The sequence below is a fragment of the Paraburkholderia sp. BR10882 genome (assembly GCF_040948855.1).
Classification (GTDB): domain Bacteria; phylum Pseudomonadota; class Gammaproteobacteria; order Burkholderiales; family Burkholderiaceae; genus Paraburkholderia; species Paraburkholderia nodosa_A.
The window spans coordinates 1-16,966 of record NZ_JBFPKP010000022.1 but is presented as its reverse complement, the minus strand read 5'-3'; the positions used below and the strand labels follow the sequence as shown (position 1 = coordinate 16,966).

The window sequence follows — 16,966 nt, the reverse complement described above, 5'->3', positions numbered from 1 at the left end:
AGCGATCGTCGCGTTAGAAGCGATGGCGGATACCCACGGTCGCCACGGCTTGCGAGTTCGAATCCGAAGCAGAAACACCCATGATGTCCGCGTGAATCTTGCCCTCGCCATCCACGACACGCTGATACGCGGCTTCGGCGTACAGGTCGGTGCGCTTCGAAAGCGCGTAGTCGCCTTGCAGCGTGAACTGATGGAACTTCGGATTCACGCCGTCCAGGCTCGCGTTCGTGTACGTATAAGCGCCAGACACCGTGATTGCGGGCGTGAACGCATAGCGGCCATTGAGTTCAAAGTTGCTGAAGCGCGCGCTGTTGCCGGCGAACGACGTCGTCGCACCCGCGTTCGAAGAGTTGATGGCCGTGAGGTTGCTCAGCTGCGCTTGCGTGAACACGAAGCTCACGTTGGCTGCGCCGAAAGCGTAGTTCAATCCGGCGCCATACGTGCGCTGACGCGATGCGGTGAAGGTGGCGTCGTCGCTGACCGCGCCGCTGCTATTGATCGTCGAACCCGAGTTGTTCAGCTGAAGATAGCCCGCACCCGCCTTGAGGCCGCCGAACGAGTATGTGGCGCCGACGCTGTATGCGCGGTTGTTCGCGAAGCCGCCCGCGGCGTTCGAGAAGCCGTACAGCGCATTGAACTTGAGGCCGCCGTAGTTCACGCTCTGGTACTTGAGCGAATTGCTCACGCGGAACGAGTTGTTGAGGTTGTCGTTGTCGTACGGGTGCGCGGCGAGCGTGCCGCCGTACTGCGTGCCGTTCAGCGACAGTCCGCCCAGGTTGTCGACCACGCTGTCGTACTGACGACCCAGCGTGACCGCGCCGGCGCGGTCACTCGAAAGACCGATGAACGCCTGGCGGCCGAACATGCGGCTGCCTTGCTTCGCCGCGCCCGTCGAAATGCTGAAGCCGTTCTCGAGCACGAAAATCGTCTTGAGGCCGCCGCCCAGGTCTTCGCTACCGCGCAGGCCCCAACGGCTGCCGTTGAGCGCGCCGCTCGACTGTTGCACGTTCGAGCTGCCCGACTGGTTGCTCGTGTACAGGACGCCCGCGTCGATCAAACCGTAAAGCGTGACCGAGCTTTGTGCGTGTGCGACGCTCGCGAAAGAGGCTGCGGCGACTGCGAGGGCGGAAAGGGTGTACTTTTTCATCGTAACTCCATTGCTTTGTTATTCACTCGAAAGCGAGCGAGCGCGGAGCATAACGCGATATCCGGAATGATTTTCAGGAGTTGTGGCATGCATGCCACGATTATTGGCTAACATTGCCTTACCTGTTCCAGACTATTACATCGGCAGCCTGGAAGATCGAAATATCCGGTAAAACAAGGAACTTTATGCACGCCCATGCGCTGGCCCAAACGCGCTATTTATCGCATTTTTATCGTAATTTCTGGAAAGATTTTGCGATCCATATTCCTGATTATTACCGTGAATGAATAACGCGAAGAAATACGCGTTGTTCCACGTTTCAAATCGACCGCACCGTTCGTTATCGTGGTTCCCGGCGACATGGTGCGACGGAACTGCGCGGGAGCAGCTGAGGTAAAATACGGCCTTGATTCCTCATCCATGCATTCGCGCGCGAGCGCCCCCGCGTTCCCATGACTGACACCATCGTCGCGCTGCTCGCCCAGGCGAAGCAGCATTTCACCGCCGGCCGCATCGACGCCGCGGAGCACGACCTGCAATCGATCCTGCAAGCGCATCCTGATCACGCGGGCGCACTGGAAGCGATGTCATTTGTCTACGCAACGCGCGAGGATTACGCGGGCGCCGCCGAATTCGCCTGGCGCGCGGCACAACCGGCCGCAACGCCTCAGGAGCAGTTGCAGCAGGCCGCACGCATTTGCCAGCTCGCGCAGCGTCACGCCCAGGCCGTCGCGCTCTACGAACGCCAGCTGGCGCTCGCGCCCGATCACGTCGAAGCGCTGCATGGCGCGGCCATGTCGCTCATCCAGCTGGAGGAGGCCGAGGCCGCACTCGCGTATCTCGGGCGTCTGGCGCGCCGGCATCCACGTTCGGCGGAAGTGCACTACAACCGCGGCACGCTGCTCGGCGAGCTGGGCCGGTACGACGAGGAACTCGACGCGTATCGCCGGGCAATCGAACTCAAGCCGAATTTCGTCGCCGCCTACGTGAACCTGGGCGTCGCGTTGCGCGACCTGCATCGCTTCGACGACGCGCTGCGCCACTTCAAGAAGGCCTTGTCGATCGACACGAACGACGCCGGTGCGCGCACCAATCGCGCACAGACCAATCTACTGCTCGGCGAATTCGAGCACGGCTGGCGCGAATACGAATGGCGCTGGCGCGACGGTACGATGAAACACGATTTCCCCGACGCGACGCTGTGGAAGGGCCAGCCGCTCGCGGGCAAGACCGTGCTCGTGCACGCGGAACAGGGTCTCGGCGACACACTGCAGTTCGTGCGCTTCGTCGACCGCCTGCATGCGAAGGGCGCGAACGTGATCGTGCGCGTGCAGGACGCGCTGCTGCCGTTGCTGCGGAACGTAGCGGGTGCATCGAGCGTCATCGGCGACTCGTCGGAACTGCCTGCGTTCGACTACCACGTGCCGATGTTGAGCCTGCCGCACGCCCTCGCGCTGCGCGAAGCGGATTTCGCGACTTCGGGCGCGTATCTCGACGCGGACGCCGACGCTGCCGCGCGCGCGTCGTGGTCCGATGTGATCGGCGCCGATGAGAATGGCGACCGGCGGCTGCGTGTGGGCCTGGTCTGGTCGGGCAGCACGACGCACGTGAACGATCGCAATCGCTCGATGCCGCTTGCGGAACTCCTGCCGCTGTTCGACGCCGATATGCGCTTCGTGTCGCTGCAAAAAGAGCTGCGCGAGCGCGACCGCGCGTGCATGGACGAACTCGTGCAGCGCGGCCGGCTGATCGACGCCGGCACGCGCCTGACGACGTTTTCGGCAACGGCTGCGCTCGTCGCGCAACTCGATCTCGTGATCGCCGTCGATACGGCGGTCGCGCATCTGGCGGGCGCGCTCGGCAAGCCCGTGTGGATTGCGCTGCCGTTCACACCGGACTGGCGCTGGCAGCTGAATCGCGACGACAGTCCGTGGTACGCCAACGCGCGTCTGTTCCGCCAAACGCGCCGCGGCGAGTGGGCCGACGTGGTGAGCGCATTGCGCACGGCGCTCGATGCGCGGATCGCCGCGCGTTAGACAACCGACGAACGATCGCAACAGAACGGCTGCCGCGTGCCGCGACCAGCCTGTTGGCAATCGCCCAACATCGCCCGGCCAGGTGATGGTCGCGCCCAGACTCGCATCGCTGCGATGCACGTGGGGAAGGGCGCCGCGCGGATCGCTCCCGGATGGCATGACATCTGCATAACGTGCTGCAGGCGGCTTGCCGCTTGACCGTTCCGGCATCCGTCGTGCTCAGGGAAACCCCGTCGGCGACGGTTGCTACCAACGCTGAGCGCCCAAGGACACATGGAGCGCGCGAGCGCTGCGGATGCAATCGGGAGGCTGACGTGGACCCAACCTGGCTGGGTATGGCTGCCGGCACGATCGTGCTTGCGATCGCTGCGGCCGGCGTGACGGCGCACTACCTCCGTGAGCGCCGCCGCGCCGATTTCCTGCGCAATTTCGATCACCACGCATGGTGGCAGCGGACCCACGGTGCAGCCTGCGCTTCGGGTGGATTCGACACAGGCCGCTGGGCAGTGCAAACAAAAACGTGGCGGACACAACGAACGGGGAATCAGGCCTCCATCAAGTAATGGAGGCCAGCGGGGGCGCGGGAAAAGTTGCGGGAGCGTATTGAACCTGCGCATCGGTTCAAGCTAGTTGCATCCTACGTGGCAATCGTTAGAGGAACCTCATCATGAAATCCCTTGCTCAAACCTTCGTTATCCTTACCGTTCTGTCTGCTCCGGCGGTCTCGTTTGCACAATCGAACAGCGCCGTGACGCCTGAGCAGGTCCGCGCCGAGCTTATCCAGCTCGAACAGGCGGGCTACCGCCCAGGTGACGGCGACAATACCAACTACCCAGCCGACATCCAGGCTGCCGAAGCACGCGTGGCCGCGCAGAACGGCGGAAGCGGTTACGGCGGGATGGCAGGCAGTACGTCGTCCTCTGGCGCGCCCGCCGCCGGTGACAGCATGAAGCCGGTTTACTTCGGTCAGTAAGCCAGGGCGTTGACGAGCCCCTACCTTCCCATCGACGAATCGAGGGGCTCTTTTCGGGCATCAGCCGAGAAATGAGGGCCAGACTTACGAGCGCATTGCATGAAACCTGAAAAATTGCCAGGATTTTATGTCGACCGGGCATGCGGTATGCTGTGCACCTCTGAAAACGTTGAGCCATCGCTCATTTGACTGACATGTGGTCCATGACGCCATCACTGCGCTATTTGAGCGTTTTCGCAATCTGTGCGTTGTTCACAGCGTGCGGACAAATGGCGTCCCGGCAAGCCGCGTGCAGCGGCGAATCCTGTCATATGCGCCACGAGGCAGTCCAATCCGGCGAGGCATCCTGGTATGCGGAGAAGTTCCAGGGCCATGAGACCGCGAACGGGGAACGCTTCAACACCGGCGCATTCACGGCTGCCCATCGAACCTTGCCGCTCGGCAGCTATGTGCGCGTCAGATCGGTGGCAACCGGGAAGTCGGTCGTGGTGCGCATCAACGATCGCGGCCCCTATGTGAGAGGCCGGATCATCGATCTCTCGTATGCCGCGGCGAAAGCGCTGGGGCTGACCGACGCACGGTCGATGCGGGTGCAGATCGAACGTATAGGGAACACGCCGAACGCACAGACGGCGTCGGATGACGACGGAATCCTGACGACAGGAAGATGACGTGAGGGGGCCGTCACATCCTCGCCTTCACCCTTCTACATGGACAAGCCCGCTGCCTCACCCAGTGGTTTGAGCGGCGCTTGCGCTGCCCCGCCTGAAATGACCCGGCTTCAGCGCCACGACGGCCACGAGACTGAGCGCGATGCCGATCATCACATAGAGTACCGGCGCCAGCGGCGATCCCGTGAGCACGATGAGCCAGGTCACGAAAGTCTGCGCAAAGCCGCCAAAGATCAGGACGACGACGTTATTGACCACCGCGAGCGAGGTCGCGCGCGTGCGCTTGGGGAACATCTCGGCAAGCGTCGTGCAATAGACGCCGAGGAAGGTCGCACTCACCACGCCGATCACGATCTGCGCGACGAGCAGCCGGGAGACGGACGGCGCCGCCACGATCCACGCATAGAGCGGATAGATCGCCACCAGGTAGGCGCCCAGCGAGCCGACCAGCAGCGTCTTGCGGTCGTCGCGGTCGGATAGCGCGCCCGCGATCGGCGTGACGATCAGCATGACGATGGCCGCGATCATTTGCACCATGAAGCTTTCCGAAACGGGCAGCTTGAGCACCTGTTTCGCATACGTGACGGTGTAGCCGAACGTGACGTAGAACGTGACGGTGCTCGCCACCACCATGCCCATCCCGATCAGATAGTCGGACAGTCCGCGCTTGACGGCGGCCGCTTCCGTCGCGCGGGTGTGCGGCGTTGCGTGGATGCGCGCGTAGGTTTCGTTTGCGTGGCGGCGCAGGTAGATGGTCAGCGGCGCGATGAGCAGGCCCACCGCGAACGGGATGCGCCACGCGCCCGCGAGTTGCTGCTCGGGCGTGAACACCTGTGTGACCACCATGCCGAGTGCGGCGCCCAGCATCGTCGACATGAGTTGTCCGCTCATCTGCCACGAGCCGTAGAAGCCGGTGCGATTTGGCGGCGCCAGTTCGATCAGGAACGCCGTCGATGTGCCGAATTCACCGCCGATCGAAAAGCCTTGCAGCAGCCGGGCCACGAGCATCAGGACCGGCGCGGCGAGGCCGGCCGTTGCATACGTCGGCGCGAAGGTCATGATCGCGGCGGCCAGCGCCATGATGCCCATGCCGAGCGTCATGGCCGCCTTGCGGCCGTACGTGTCGCCGTAAAGACCGAGCAGCACGCCGCCTACGGGACGCATGAAAAAACCCGCGCCGAAGAGGGCCGTGGTCAGCAGGATGGCGTTCAGATCCGCGCCCGCTGCGCCGTGCGAGGCCGGAAAGAACAACTTGCTGATGATCGGCGTCATCGCGGCGAAGATGGTGAAGTCGAACCACTCCATCGCATTGGCCAGCACGGCGGCCACGATGACAGGCTTGATGCCAGGTTGAGTGCCCATCGGCTATCCCCGGGTTTTAGTTGAAGGGAGGTCCAGCGTCGGTCGGTCAGGGGCGGGTGCCGGCTCGGGAAACACAGGTTCGCCGAGATTGAGCATCAGCCGGTTCGCCCACGCGAAGATGGCAATCGAATGGATCAGGTCGAGAATTTCGGCATCCGTAAGACCCGCCTCACGCAATTCGCGCAACTGGGCCGCCTCGATCTCGTCGGGGTGCTCGGTCAGCGCGGCCGAGAAGCGGGCAATCGCCTCTTCGCGCTTTGTCGTGCCCGCGCTGTGCGGATCGGCGAACACCTGCCGGATCACGTCGTTGCGCTTGGCGAGCTGCTCGAAACGCTGGGCGTGCACCGATGCGCAATACACGCAGCCGTTGAGCCGTGAAACCACGGTGGTCGAGAGTTCCCGTTCCGCGCGAGGCAAGCCGCCGGGCGCGTACATGATTGCGTTGAACGCGGCGGAGCGCTGCCGCAGGATTTCCGGCTGATGGACGAGAAACCGGTAGTAGTCCGATACTTTTGCCTTGGGGTGGCTTTCCTCGAGAACGGCAATTTGACCCGCGGTGGCCTGGTCGAGATCGACGACGTCGAGCCACGCGTCCCATTCGAGTGATTCGTTCGTGAAGCCGTGCGATCGGATGATGTCGCTCATGATGCGCGCTCCAGCTGCTTGAGGGCTTGCAGACCCGCGACGAGGCGCGTCTGGTACGACAGAAAGGCAATCAGCTGGGCGAGCGCCACCACGGCCGGCGTCGTCAGGCCGGCGGCGGGCAGCGTCTGCAGCGCGGCCTTGTCGCCGGCAACCGGATTTTCGATCAGCGTGCGCGTGAACGCGAGGATCGCGCGCAGGCGCGGCGCAGCGAGATCCTCGGTCGCGCCCGTTTCCACGGCGGCGAGCGTCGCTGCATCGACATCGTGCGCGGCCAGTTCGGTGCGGTAGTGGGCAGCGAGCGCCGGTGAGGGCGCGAGGCGGCTCGCATAGAGCGCGACGAGTAGCCGCTCGATCAACGTGAGGCCTTCCAGCGTGGGGTCGAACAGCGCGTCGTAGCTGCCTTGCGTCGCTTCCACCACTTTGGCGCGCTGGTGCCGCAATGTGCGGGTGGCCGAGTCGGGCGCCAGGTCGGCAACGCGATCGACGATGTCGTCAGTGTCGTATGTCATGGTCAATTCCGGAGAACGGCAGATTCACGCGCTCATTTCGCTTCGCGCTCGGCGAGTGCCGGAGGCGATGGCGCGGGCGTCCATTCGTCGCCTTCGATTTCCGGCTCGGCGAAGGCCGCCATGTTGGCGTAGTGCAATTCGACATCCTCTCGATAGAACGTGGCGGCAAGCCCTTGTGCGAGCCGCTTCGCGCCGTCGCTGACCGCCGGAATATCGCCCGACAGCGCGCCGTGCGAGAGCGTCGCGGGCGCGCAAAAGCAGTGAATGCGCTCGAGCCCCGGGCACGCGCCGGGCGTCTTTTCCTGGAATTCGAACACCGGTCCGAGGTCGGGCGAATCGGCAAGCTCGATGTCGTCGTCGCCGGCTGGCGCCGCGTAGCGGTCTTTCCACGCACGAACGTGGCGGGCAAACGGCGCGAACTCGGGGCGGCTCGTCAGATCGATGCGAAAGCCCGTTGCGAACACCAGGAAGTCCAGTGCGAAGTCGCCTTTCGGTGTGCTGACGTGCAGTTCGTCGTCGACCTGTTCGACACCGGTTATCGGCGCACCGAGGTTGAAGCGGGCGTTGGCGTGGCGCGACACGCGCAGCGTACTGCCGCGCGGCGGCGGCACCTGCTGCACGTTGATGTAGTGGCGGATGCGCCACTTCCAGTCGTCGGAGAGCGCGACATGGCCATGTGTGAGGCCCGGGTTGCCCGCGCCCTTGCCCTTGTTGATGCGCGGGATGTCCGCGCGACGGATCAGCAGATCGACCGAGGCCGCACCCGCTTCGAGCGCGGTGGCCGCACTGTCCATCGCCGAGGCCCCCGCGCCGATGACGCCGACGCGCTTGCCGCGCAGCGTGCCATAGTCCATGACGTCGGACGAATGGGCGTAGAAGCGGCGCGGCAGATCGCGCACGAAGGCCGGCACGGCAGGACCGCCCAGGCCGTCGCGGCCCGTCGCGAGGACGACGTGGCGCGCATGGATGGTCTCGCCGCCGGCAGCGCTCGTGAGGGACAGCGCGACGCTGCCGTTTGCGCACGGTGTGATGGCGGTGACGCGGTGTTCGTTGCGCACGTCGATGTCGAGCACATCGCGGTACCAGCGCAGATAGTCCATCCATTGCAGACGCGGAATCTTGTCGAGCGCGTCCCACGCCTGCCCGCCGAACTGCGCTTCGAACCACGCGCGGAACGTGAGCGAGGGCAGGCCGAGCGCGGGGCCGGTCAGCTGCTTCGGAGAACGTAATGTTTCCATGCGCGCGGTGGTGGCCCATGGACCTTCGAAACCGCGCGGCGACTGATCGTAAATGACGGCGTCGATGCCGAGATGGTCGAGCGCGGCGGCCAGCGCAAGCCCCGCCATACCGCCGCCCACGATCGCTACGTTGATCAAGGAGCGGCCATCGAGAGTGCGTTCGGGAATCCAGCGCTTCGCGGGCAGTTCGAGCCACGCGAGATCCTCGCGCAGACGGGCTTCGAGCGCGGCGAGACCTGCGGACGATGGGGTGGTCGGATTCATTACGGCAACGATTCCTTGGTGGCGGGCAGATCGCCATACAGCGACTGCAGGACCTGGGCGTGTTCGGCGCTCGCACGCAGCGCGAAATCGGGCAGCACAGCGCGAGCTGCGTCCGCGAGCGCGTCGATGAGCGTCACGGCCGAGGGGGGCAACGCGATGGCATCGCGCGAGATCACGCCGAAGAAATACGGAATGTCGGCGTCGATCGGGCGGATCGCGACACCGGCCAGCGGGATGCCGTAGGCGGTGACGGGTTCGAGCACCGAGATGCCGAGACCGGCGCGAACCGCGGTCAGCGCGTTCATCGACGAATTCGTCTCGATCAGCCCCGCAGGGGAAACGTCTGCTTGTGCGAACGCATGATCGAGCCGGCGGCGCAGGCGATACGGGTTCTGCATCGTGACGATGCGCCGGCCCTCGCAGGCCGACAGCGGCAGCCGCTCGGAGCGGGCTAGCGGATCATCGTCGCGCAGCGCCGCAACGCACGCGGATTGCCCGATCCAGTGCACGACCACGCCGCGATGCTCAAGCGGCAGGCTCGCCACGCCGATGTCGGCCGCGCCGGTGAGGACATCGTGCACGACCTGTTCGGGGGGCAGGCTGCGCAACTGGATCGTCTGCGCGGTGTCACCGACATCGGTGCGCGCGAGCGCGACGGGTACGAGGCCGGCGGCGAGGGCAGAAGTCGCGGCAATGCGCAGCGGCCGGCTTTCGCCGCGGCCGATTTCGCCGGCGCGCTTGCGGATCTGTTGCACGCCCGTCAGCACGTGCTCGACGTCCTCATAGAGCAGGATGCCTTGCTCGGTCGGCGTGACGCGTGGGCCATTGCGCGTGAACAGCGCATAGCCGACCTCGGTTTCGAGCTCCTGGATCAGCCGCGTGATCGCTGGCTGCGAGCGCCCCAGCAGGCGGCCGGCGGCGGTGACGCTGCCGGTCGTGATCACTGCGGCGAAGGCTTCGAGCTGGCGTAGTTCCATCTTCCGGTTGATGTTGGGTGCACGAGAATGCGTAAAACACATTCTGACGCTGTAAGAATACGTTTTTCAAATAATTGATCTTTATATCGTTATTCCGGAAGAGGGGTTTCCCCTAACGACATTGTTCCTGTCGTGGCGTGGGCGGCAAGACTCGGCACCGGTTCTCAACGTGTGCCCGGATGAAGAAGCGGTGGTATCGGCACGATGGTCTTCGCTGAACGCGCGTCCTGCAGTCTTTGAGACGAAGACGGGGTGATCAAGGCTGCATCGATCATGCGCCTGTCACGTTTTGGCAGAACCTTCGGGAGACCGCCATGAAGATCGTGTTGCTGGTGGCTTGCTCAATGATCAGTTCAAGCGCATTTGCGGAATGCGCGACCAACAACCGTGGACAAACTGCAACGTGGGCATACCGCGTGGCGGTTGCCCCGGCAACCGTGCGTCCTTGCCGTGTACAGCAAAACGCGGCTCGGCGGGATATCGGACCAAAGTCTCATTGTTTTTGCCCTGGACGGCTACCACACTTGACGACTACGAGCGCCGTGACAGGACGGCGCCGATACCAACGCGCCGGGCAGCGCTGGTGGCGCTTCGAGCGCGCCGTATGCGCGGCACCTCAGCCAGCGACCCAAAGATCATTCCGATCTTCGCGCGAATCATCGGGGCACGTTGTATCGAAGAAGTCATAACCGGCGCGGGCAATCGTCCGGGAGCGGCAAGTCGGCTGGCCCCGTCATGCTTGAGCCGGCGCCGTGTCCAGCGCAGTGTGCAGATCCTTGCTGATCCAATTCGCGAACAGTGAGAGCGGGCAACGCAGAGGTGACCATGGCGCGCGCGTACCGGGGCGATGCGCAGGTCCGGCGCGTTGCGGGAGGCCATTCATGAGCGGACCGTTCTTTCCGGAGCATCGACCGTTACCCCGGGTTGCGGCACGCCGGGACCGCCTGCCGCTAATCTTCGTCGTCATTGCGCTGACGCTCTTCGCCGGCTGCAAGAAGGCATCGGGGCCGCCGGCGCTCGGCGCACCGGAAGTCACGGTGATGACGGTCACGGCTCAGGACACCCCGGTTCAGCTCGAGTTCACCGCACAGACGCAGAGTTCGCGTGAAGTCGAAATTCGTGCGCGCGTGGACGGCTTTCTCGACCGGCGGACCTATTCCGAAGGCGACAAGGTGAAGGCCGGCCAGACGATGTTCCTGATGGATCCGAAGCCATTTCAGGCCGCGCTGCAGACGGCGCGGGGCGAGCTTGCGCAGCAGCAGGCGCGGCTCACGGTAGCGCAGCAGAATCTTGCCCGCGTCAAGCCGCTCGCCGCGCAACAGGCATTGAGCCAGAAGGACCTCGACGACGCGATCGGCAACGAGAAGCAGGCCCAGGCCGCGGTGATTTCCGCCCAAGGGCAGGTCGAGACAGCGGAACTCAATCTCGGCTACACGACGATCAAGTCGCCGCTGGATGGACTCGCGAGCTATGCAAGACAGCAGGACGGCAGCTATCTGATCGCCAATTCATCCGGTCTCCTTACGTTTGTCTATCAGCTCGATCCGATCTGGGTGAACTTCAGCATTTCCGAAAACGAAATGCTCCACTTTCAGGACGAGATTTCGGCAGGCAAGCTGATCTTCCCGCCGAATAGCGAATTCGTCGTGGTCGTGCTACTTGCGGACGGCACGGAATTTCCGCAGCACGGCGCCATCAGTTTTGCGAATCCGGCGTTCAGCACCGACACGGGCACGTTCCTCGTGCGGGCCTCCCTTGCGAACCCTAAGGGCACGTTGCGGCCGGGCCAGTTCGTGCGTGCGCGCGTGACGGGCGCCACGCGGCCGAATGCCGTCCTCGTGCCGCAACGGGCCGTGCTGCAGGGCGCGAAGAGCCACTTCGTCTGGGTCGTGGACAATGAGTCGAAGGCGAAGCAGCGCGTGGTGGAAGTCGGCGACTGGAGCGGCGACAACTGGTTCATCAACGATGGCCTGAAGGCCGGCGAGCGCATCGTGGTAGACGGCGCGATCCGCGTCGTGCCCGACGTGCCGCTCAAGATTGCCGGAACGCTTCCTTCGACGCAGACCGGCGGCAAGGCAGTCGTCGAGAAGGGCGGGGCGTCAGCGCCGCAGGCGAGTGCGGGCACGCGCGCGACGGCGCCTGCCGCAAGCAGCGGCGCGTCGCAGTAAGGGGCGACTCGATGAACATCTCGCACTTCTGCATCGATCGCCCCATCTTCGCGTCCGTCATCTCGATCGTGATCACGCTCGGCGGCGCATTGACGATGCTCGCGCTTCCCATCGCCCAGTATCCGGACGTCACGCCGCCGCAGGTCACGGTCTCCGCGACCTACCCGGGGGCCAGCGCGGACGTCGTGGCGAACAACGTGGCCGCGCCGATCGAGCAACAGGTCAACGGCGCGGACAACATGATCTACATGTATTCGTCCGGTTCGTCCACGGGCAACTACACGCTCAACGTGTTCTTCGGGATCGGCACCAATCCGGAACTCGCCCAGGTCGACGTGCAGAACCGCGTGAACCTCGCGCTGCCGCAACTGCCGCAGCAGGTGCAGTCGCAGGGCGTCCAGGTCCAGAAGAAGTCGAACGCTTTCATGATGGTGATCGCGATCTACTCCCCGGACGACCGCTTCGACCCGACCTATATCGCGAACTACGCAAACGTCTACGTGCTCGATACGCTCAAGCGGATTCCAGGCGCGAACCAGTCGTCGATATTTGGCACTCCGGATTATGCGATGCGGATCTGGTTGAAGCCCGATCGCATGGCGCAGCTCGGCATTACCGCCGGCGACGTGCAAAACGCCGTGCGCGCGCAAAACCAGCAATTCGCGGTCGGCACCGTCGGCCAGGCGCCAACCGGCAACCCGGTCGAGCAGTCGTTCGCAGTGACGACAACCGGGCGGCTCGCGACGGCCGCCGAATTCGACAACATCATCATCCGCGCAGCGAGCAACGGCGCGGCGATCGTCCGCCTGAAAGACATTGGCCGGGCCGAACTGGGTCAAAAGAGCTATTCGAATCGCACCACCTTCCAGGGCAAGCCCGCGACGATCATCGCGGTCTACCAGCAGCCGGGTGCGAACGCGCTCGACGTTTCGAAGCAGGTACACGAGACACTTGCGCAACTCAAAACGTCGTTTCCTGAAGGGCTCGACTATCAGATCGCGTTGGACACGACGGATTTCACGCGTGCTTCGATCGCAGACGTGATCCATACGTTCTTCGAAGCGCTCGTGCTGGTGGTGATCGTCGTGTACGTGTTTCTGCAGAGCCTGCGTGCGACGCTCATTCCGGTGCTGGCCGTCCCGGTGTCGATCGTCGGCACGGCGATGGGGATGGCGGCGCTGGGCTTTTCGATCAACATGCTGACGTTGTTCGGCATGGTGCTCGCCATCGGCATCGTCGTGGACGACGCGATCGTCGTGATCGAGAACGTCGAGCGCAACATGACGGTATTCAAGCTCAGTCCGAAAGACGCGGCCAAGCGGGCGATGGACGAGGTGTCGGGCCCGGTCATCGCGATCGTGCTCGTCATGTGTGCCGTGTTCGTGCCGGTTGCGTTCCTGGGCGGGATCACCGGACAGTTGTACAAGCAGTTCGCAATCACGATCGCGATCTCGGTGGTGTTCTCGGGCATCGTGGCGCTCACGCTGTCTCCGGCACTGGCCGCCATTCTGCTCAAGCCCACGCACCATGAGAAAAAGGGCTTCTTCCGGTGGTTCGACAACCAGTTCGCGCGGATGACCGCCGGCTACGGGCGCGCCGTGCAGTTCATCATCCGGCGTTACGTGTTGGGCCTGCTCGTTTTCGGCGCCGTGATCGCGCTTGCGGTCCTCATGGGCAAGTCGATCCCCGGCGCTTTCCTGCCACCCGAGGACCAGGGTTATCTGCTTGGCGCGATCATCATGCCGGACGCCGCGAGCCTCGATCGCACCGCGGCCGTGGGCGACAAGGTCACCGACCATTTCATGAAGCAGGCCGCGGTCAGCAGCATCACGATCGTGAACGGCTACAGCTTGCTCGACAGCCAGAACAAGAACAACGCGGGCACGTTCTTCGTCGGCCTGAAAGGATTCGACGAACGGTACAAGTTCTCGAACATCCGGGAGCAAAACGCGCGTGCCGTGCTGATCAAGGCTTACGAAACGCTCTCGAAGATTCAGGAGGGCATCGTCGTACCGGTGAATCCACCGTCCATTCCTGGTCTCGGTACCACGGGCGGCAGCGAAATGTGGATCGAAAGCCACGGAGACGGCTCCATTCAGCAACTCGCTGGCGTCGTGCAGGACTTCATGACGAAGGCGAAGGCGCGCCCCGAACTGACCGGTGTGACCACGACGTTCAACGCAAGCTCGCAGCAGTTGCTCGTGAACGTCGACCGCGACCAGGCGGAGACACTCGGCGTGCCGGTCGAAGAGGTGTACAGCGCGATGCAGACGATGTTCGGCTCGCTCTACGTCTCGCAGTTCAACAAGGACGCGCGGCTCTGGCAGGTGATCGTTCAGGCCGATCCGCGCTACCGGCTCACGCCCGCCGACCTCGACCAGATTTACGTGCGCAGCCGCTCGAACAACATGGTGCCGATCAAGGCGGTGATGACTTACAAGTACGTCACGGGACCCGATCTGATCACGCGCTTCAACAACTTCCCGGCGGTGAAAATTACCGCGAATGCGGCGCCGGGCTACAGTTCGGGCCAGGTGATCGACACCTTGAAGGAACTCGCCGCGCAGATGCCGCCGGGCTACGCCGTCGGGTGGAGCGGCGAGGCGTTCGAAGAGATCAAGTCGGGCTCGACCGGGGGGCTCGTGTTCGTGTTCGGGATCGTCATGGTGTTCCTGATCCTCGCCGCGCAATACGAGAAGTGGTCGCTGCCACTCGGCGTACTCATGGCGGTGCCGTTCGCGCTGTTCGGCGCGCTGCTCGCGATCCTGCTGCGCGGCCTGAACAACGACGTGTACTTCCAGATCGGGCTCACCATGCTGATCGCGCTCGCCGCGAAGAACGCGATCCTGATCTTCGAGTTCGCCGTCCTGAACCGGGAGACGGGCAAGACGCCGTACGACGCCGCGCTCGTCGCCGCGGAAGAGCGCCTGCGGCCGATCGTGATGACGTCGCTTGCGTTCATCCTCGGCTGCGTGCCGCTCGCCATAGCACTCGGCGCCTCGCAAAACAGCCGCCATTCGATCGGCACCGGCGTGATCGGCGGGATGCTGGGTGCGACCGCGATCGCCGTGTTCTTCATTCCGATGTTCTACTGGGGGATCGAGTCGCTGGGTTCGCGCAAGGGCGGCGGCAAGGAAACGCCCAAGCCGGATAGCGAAGCGCCACCACCAGCCTCGGGCGGCCCTGGCTCGCCGACCGTCACGCCGTCCGCGCGGCATGAGGGCGACTGACATGCGTGCCGCAGCCTTCACGCGCGTCGCCGCGCCAGTCCTGCTCATCGGCTTGCTGAACGGCTGTCTGCTCGGCCCCAACTACGAGCGGCCGAAAGTGGAGGTGCCGGCAACGTACCGGTTTGCTTACCCGGACGTGGCCGACGTCGCCAACACCATGTGGTGGGCGCAGTTCGACGACCCGGTGCTGAACGACCTGGTGAAGACCGCGCTGGAAAACAACCTCAACGTGAAACAGGCGGCTGCGCGTGTCGACGAGTTCATGGGACAGTTCGTGAGCACGCGCTCGGCACTGTTCCCGCAGGCGAGTGCCAGTTTCAGCGCGACGCGCGAGCGCGCATCGCAGAACGGGCCGACGCCGATACCGGCCGGCGTCTCGCCGGTCTTCAACGAGTTCCAGCCGAATCTGTCTGCCTTCTGGACCATCGATCTGTTTGGCCAGGTGCGGCGCGAAACCGAAGCGGCACGTGCCAACGTGAACGCGGCCGAGCAGAGCCGCCGCGCGACGATCCTGACGCTCGTCGCATCGGTTGCATCGTCCTATATCACGCTGCGCAGCCTCGACGCGCAGCTCGAAATCGCGAAGAGCACAACGGAGAGTCGCGCCGATTCCGTGCATGTGTTCACGCTGCGCCAGCAGTTCGGGCAGACCTCGGATATGGAACTTGCCCAGAGCCAGTCCGACTATGCGGCGACGAAGGCGACCATCCCGCAATTCGAGCAGCAGATCGCCCAGCAGGAAGACGCGATTGCGGTGCTGCTCGGCAGCAATCCCGAGCCGATCCTGCGCGGTCGCGCACTGGTGGATCTCTCGACGCCGGCCGTGCCTGCGGGCATGCCGTCCGACCTGCTCGAACGCCGCCCGGACCTGCTGCAGGCCGAGCAGAATCTGGTTGCGCAAAATGCGCTAATCGGTGCGGCGCGCGCGCTGTATTTCCCGCAGATCTCGCTCACGGGGCTTTTCGGATCAGTGAGTACGCAGTTCTCCAGTCTTTTCACCGGACCTGCTCGGGTATGGGCGTTCGCCGGCTCGGCAACGATGCCGCTCTTTACGGGCGGCAACATCTACGGTCAGAACAAGCAGGCCGACGCGCGTCAACAGGAGGCGCTGTTCGCCTACGAAAATGCGATAAGGGTCGCGTTCCAGCAGGTCGACGACGCGCTGATCTCGACGCAGAAGTCGCGTGAGCAGCTTGAGATTCAGAACGATCAGGTCGCCTCGCTGCGCAAGTATCTGCGGCTCGCGCGGCTACGCTACGAGGGCGGTTATACGAGCTACCTGGAGGTGCTCGATGCCGAGCGCAATCTGTTCAACGCGGAACTGCAGCAGACGCAGACCCGGGCCGCGACGCTGACGAACCTCGTCAATCTCTACATGGCGATGGGCGGCGGGTGGGTCGTGCAGGCGGAGCAGATGAGCGTGCCGCAACCGGCAAGCGGACCGCCTCCTGCACAGCCCGCTACGGCGGAACCCGTTGCGCAGGTGCCGCAATGATCCTCGGGGGGCTTGATGCGAGCGCCGGTCCGTCGCTACGCTGAGGGAGGCGGATCGCGAGGAGATTGGTGCTGGAGACATGGTTATCTTTTATTTAACATAATGCAAATTATCGCAGTTTTACTTTGTACGGGCTAAGTTGTAGTGTCCGCTTTTAGCCAAGTTCAGATGTCCGCTTTTTGGACGATCGTAAGCTAACAGATCGCTGGGAATCCAGTGTTTGGGAGCTTTAATGGCGGCAACAGAACGGA

General features: G+C 63.9%; 12 protein-coding genes and 1 pseudogene. 7 read left to right on the top strand and 6 right to left on the bottom strand.

The genetic code is table 11. From position 1 onward, the window contains the following. Window positions 1-13 precede the first annotated feature (13 nt). Window positions 14-1,147 carry a porin gene (locus tag AB3X99_RS34480; RefSeq protein WP_368619535.1) on the bottom strand — a complete coding sequence of 378 codons (1,134 nt, stop codon included), beginning with the start codon at window positions 1,145-1,147 and terminating at the stop codon, window positions 14-16. 452 nt (window positions 1,148-1,599) lie between these two features. On the opposite strand from AB3X99_RS34480, the gene AB3X99_RS34475 reads away from it, so the two are divergent. From AB3X99_RS34475 to AB3X99_RS34460, 4 genes and pseudogenes are all read left to right on the top strand, one after another. Further along, window positions 1,600-3,183 (top strand): tetratricopeptide repeat protein, encoded by a 1,584-nt coding sequence (locus AB3X99_RS34475; RefSeq protein ID WP_368619534.1) that lies wholly within the window; start codon window positions 1,600-1,602, stop codon window positions 3,181-3,183. A gap of 314 nt (window positions 3,184-3,497) precedes the next feature. Beyond that, entirely contained in the window at window positions 3,498-3,746 is a 249-nt protein-coding gene (locus tag AB3X99_RS34470) for a hypothetical protein (RefSeq protein ID WP_368619533.1), read from the top strand. Between the two features lie 104 nt (window positions 3,747-3,850). Continuing rightward, entirely contained in the window at window positions 3,851-4,156 is a 306-nt protein-coding gene (locus tag AB3X99_RS34465; RefSeq protein WP_368619532.1) for a DUF4148 domain-containing protein, read from the top strand. A gap of 329 nt (window positions 4,157-4,485) precedes the next feature. Beyond that, window positions 4,486-4,827, top strand: a pseudogene (locus AB3X99_RS34460) (septal ring lytic transglycosylase RlpA family protein); the annotation flags it as partial. A 57-nt stretch (window positions 4,828-4,884) separates the two neighbouring features. Here the strand turns inward: AB3X99_RS34460 and AB3X99_RS34455 are convergent. From AB3X99_RS34455 to AB3X99_RS34435, 5 genes are read right to left on the bottom strand one after another with little or no spacing between them, the layout of a single operon-like run. After that, window positions 4,885-6,189: an MFS transporter gene (locus AB3X99_RS34455; RefSeq protein ID WP_368619531.1), complete on the bottom strand. Its 1,305-nt coding sequence runs from the start codon at window positions 6,187-6,189 to the stop codon at window positions 4,885-4,887. Window positions 6,190-6,192: 3 nt separating this feature from the next. Beyond that, window positions 6,193-6,834: a peroxidase-related enzyme gene (locus tag AB3X99_RS34450; RefSeq protein ID WP_368605796.1), complete on the bottom strand. Its 642-nt coding sequence runs from the start codon at window positions 6,832-6,834 to the stop codon at window positions 6,193-6,195. Then, window positions 6,831-7,343 carry a CMD domain-containing protein gene (locus AB3X99_RS34445; RefSeq protein ID WP_368619530.1) on the bottom strand — a complete coding sequence of 171 codons (513 nt, stop codon included), beginning with the start codon at window positions 7,341-7,343 and terminating at the stop codon, window positions 6,831-6,833. Before AB3X99_RS34445 ends, AB3X99_RS34450 begins: the two co-directional genes overlap by 4 nt. A gap of 32 nt (window positions 7,344-7,375) precedes the next feature. After that, a complete protein-coding gene (locus AB3X99_RS34440; protein WP_342946149.1) occupies window positions 7,376-8,845 on the bottom strand; it encodes an NAD(P)/FAD-dependent oxidoreductase in 1,470 nt (489 codons plus the stop codon). Beyond that, window positions 8,845-9,822 (bottom strand): LysR family transcriptional regulator, encoded by a 978-nt coding sequence (locus tag AB3X99_RS34435; RefSeq protein WP_368619529.1) that lies wholly within the window; start codon window positions 9,820-9,822, stop codon window positions 8,845-8,847. The genes AB3X99_RS34440 and AB3X99_RS34435 overlap by 1 nt, the downstream gene beginning before the upstream one ends. Before the next feature lie 881 nt (window positions 9,823-10,703). On the opposite strand from AB3X99_RS34435, the gene AB3X99_RS34430 reads away from it, so the two are divergent. From AB3X99_RS34430 to AB3X99_RS34420, 3 genes are read left to right on the top strand one after another with little or no spacing between them, the layout of a single operon-like run. After that, on the top strand, window positions 10,704-11,990 hold the full coding sequence (locus tag AB3X99_RS34430; RefSeq protein ID WP_083245551.1) for an efflux RND transporter periplasmic adaptor subunit: 1,287 nt from the start codon (window positions 10,704-10,706) through the stop codon (window positions 11,988-11,990). Between the two features lie 11 nt (window positions 11,991-12,001). Then, on the top strand, window positions 12,002-15,220 hold the full coding sequence (locus AB3X99_RS34425) for an efflux RND transporter permease subunit (protein ID WP_368619528.1): 3,219 nt from the start codon (window positions 12,002-12,004) through the stop codon (window positions 15,218-15,220). A 1-nt stretch (window position 15,221) separates the two neighbouring features. After that, complete coding sequence (locus tag AB3X99_RS34420; protein ID WP_069268035.1) at window positions 15,222-16,715, top strand: efflux transporter outer membrane subunit; 1,494 nt, start codon at window positions 15,222-15,224, stop codon at window positions 16,713-16,715. The last annotated feature ends 251 nt before the right edge of the window (window positions 16,716-16,966 follow it).

What these genes read in the sequence shown, in the direction of transcription:
- AB3X99_RS34480 (WP_368619535.1), bottom strand. Translation starts at nt 1,147, where the DNA reads ATGAAAAAGTACACCCTTTCCGCCCTCGCAGTCGCCGCAGCCTCTTTC.
- AB3X99_RS34475 (WP_368619534.1), top strand. Translation starts at nt 1,600, where the DNA reads ATGACTGACACCATCGTCGCGCTGCTCGCCCAGGCGAAGCAGCATTTC.
- AB3X99_RS34465 (WP_368619532.1), top strand. Translation starts at nt 3,851, where the DNA reads ATGAAATCCCTTGCTCAAACCTTCGTTATCCTTACCGTTCTGTCTGCT.
- AB3X99_RS34455 (WP_368619531.1), bottom strand. Translation starts at nt 6,189, where the DNA reads ATGGGCACTCAACCTGGCATCAAGCCTGTCATCGTGGCCGCCGTGCTG.
- AB3X99_RS34450 (WP_368605796.1), bottom strand. Translation starts at nt 6,834, where the DNA reads ATGAGCGACATCATCCGATCGCACGGCTTCACGAACGAATCACTCGAA.
- AB3X99_RS34445 (WP_368619530.1), bottom strand. Translation starts at nt 7,343, where the DNA reads ATGACATACGACACTGACGACATCGTCGATCGCGTTGCCGACCTGGCG.
- AB3X99_RS34440 (WP_342946149.1), bottom strand. Translation starts at nt 8,845, where the DNA reads ATGAATCCGACCACCCCATCGTCCGCAGGTCTCGCCGCGCTCGAAGCC.
- AB3X99_RS34435 (WP_368619529.1), bottom strand. Translation starts at nt 9,822, where the DNA reads ATGGAACTACGCCAGCTCGAAGCCTTCGCCGCAGTGATCACGACCGGC.
- AB3X99_RS34430 (WP_083245551.1), top strand. Translation starts at nt 10,704, where the DNA reads ATGAGCGGACCGTTCTTTCCGGAGCATCGACCGTTACCCCGGGTTGCG.
- AB3X99_RS34425 (WP_368619528.1), top strand. Translation starts at nt 12,002, where the DNA reads ATGAACATCTCGCACTTCTGCATCGATCGCCCCATCTTCGCGTCCGTC.
- AB3X99_RS34420 (WP_069268035.1), top strand. Translation starts at nt 15,222, where the DNA reads ATGCGTGCCGCAGCCTTCACGCGCGTCGCCGCGCCAGTCCTGCTCATC.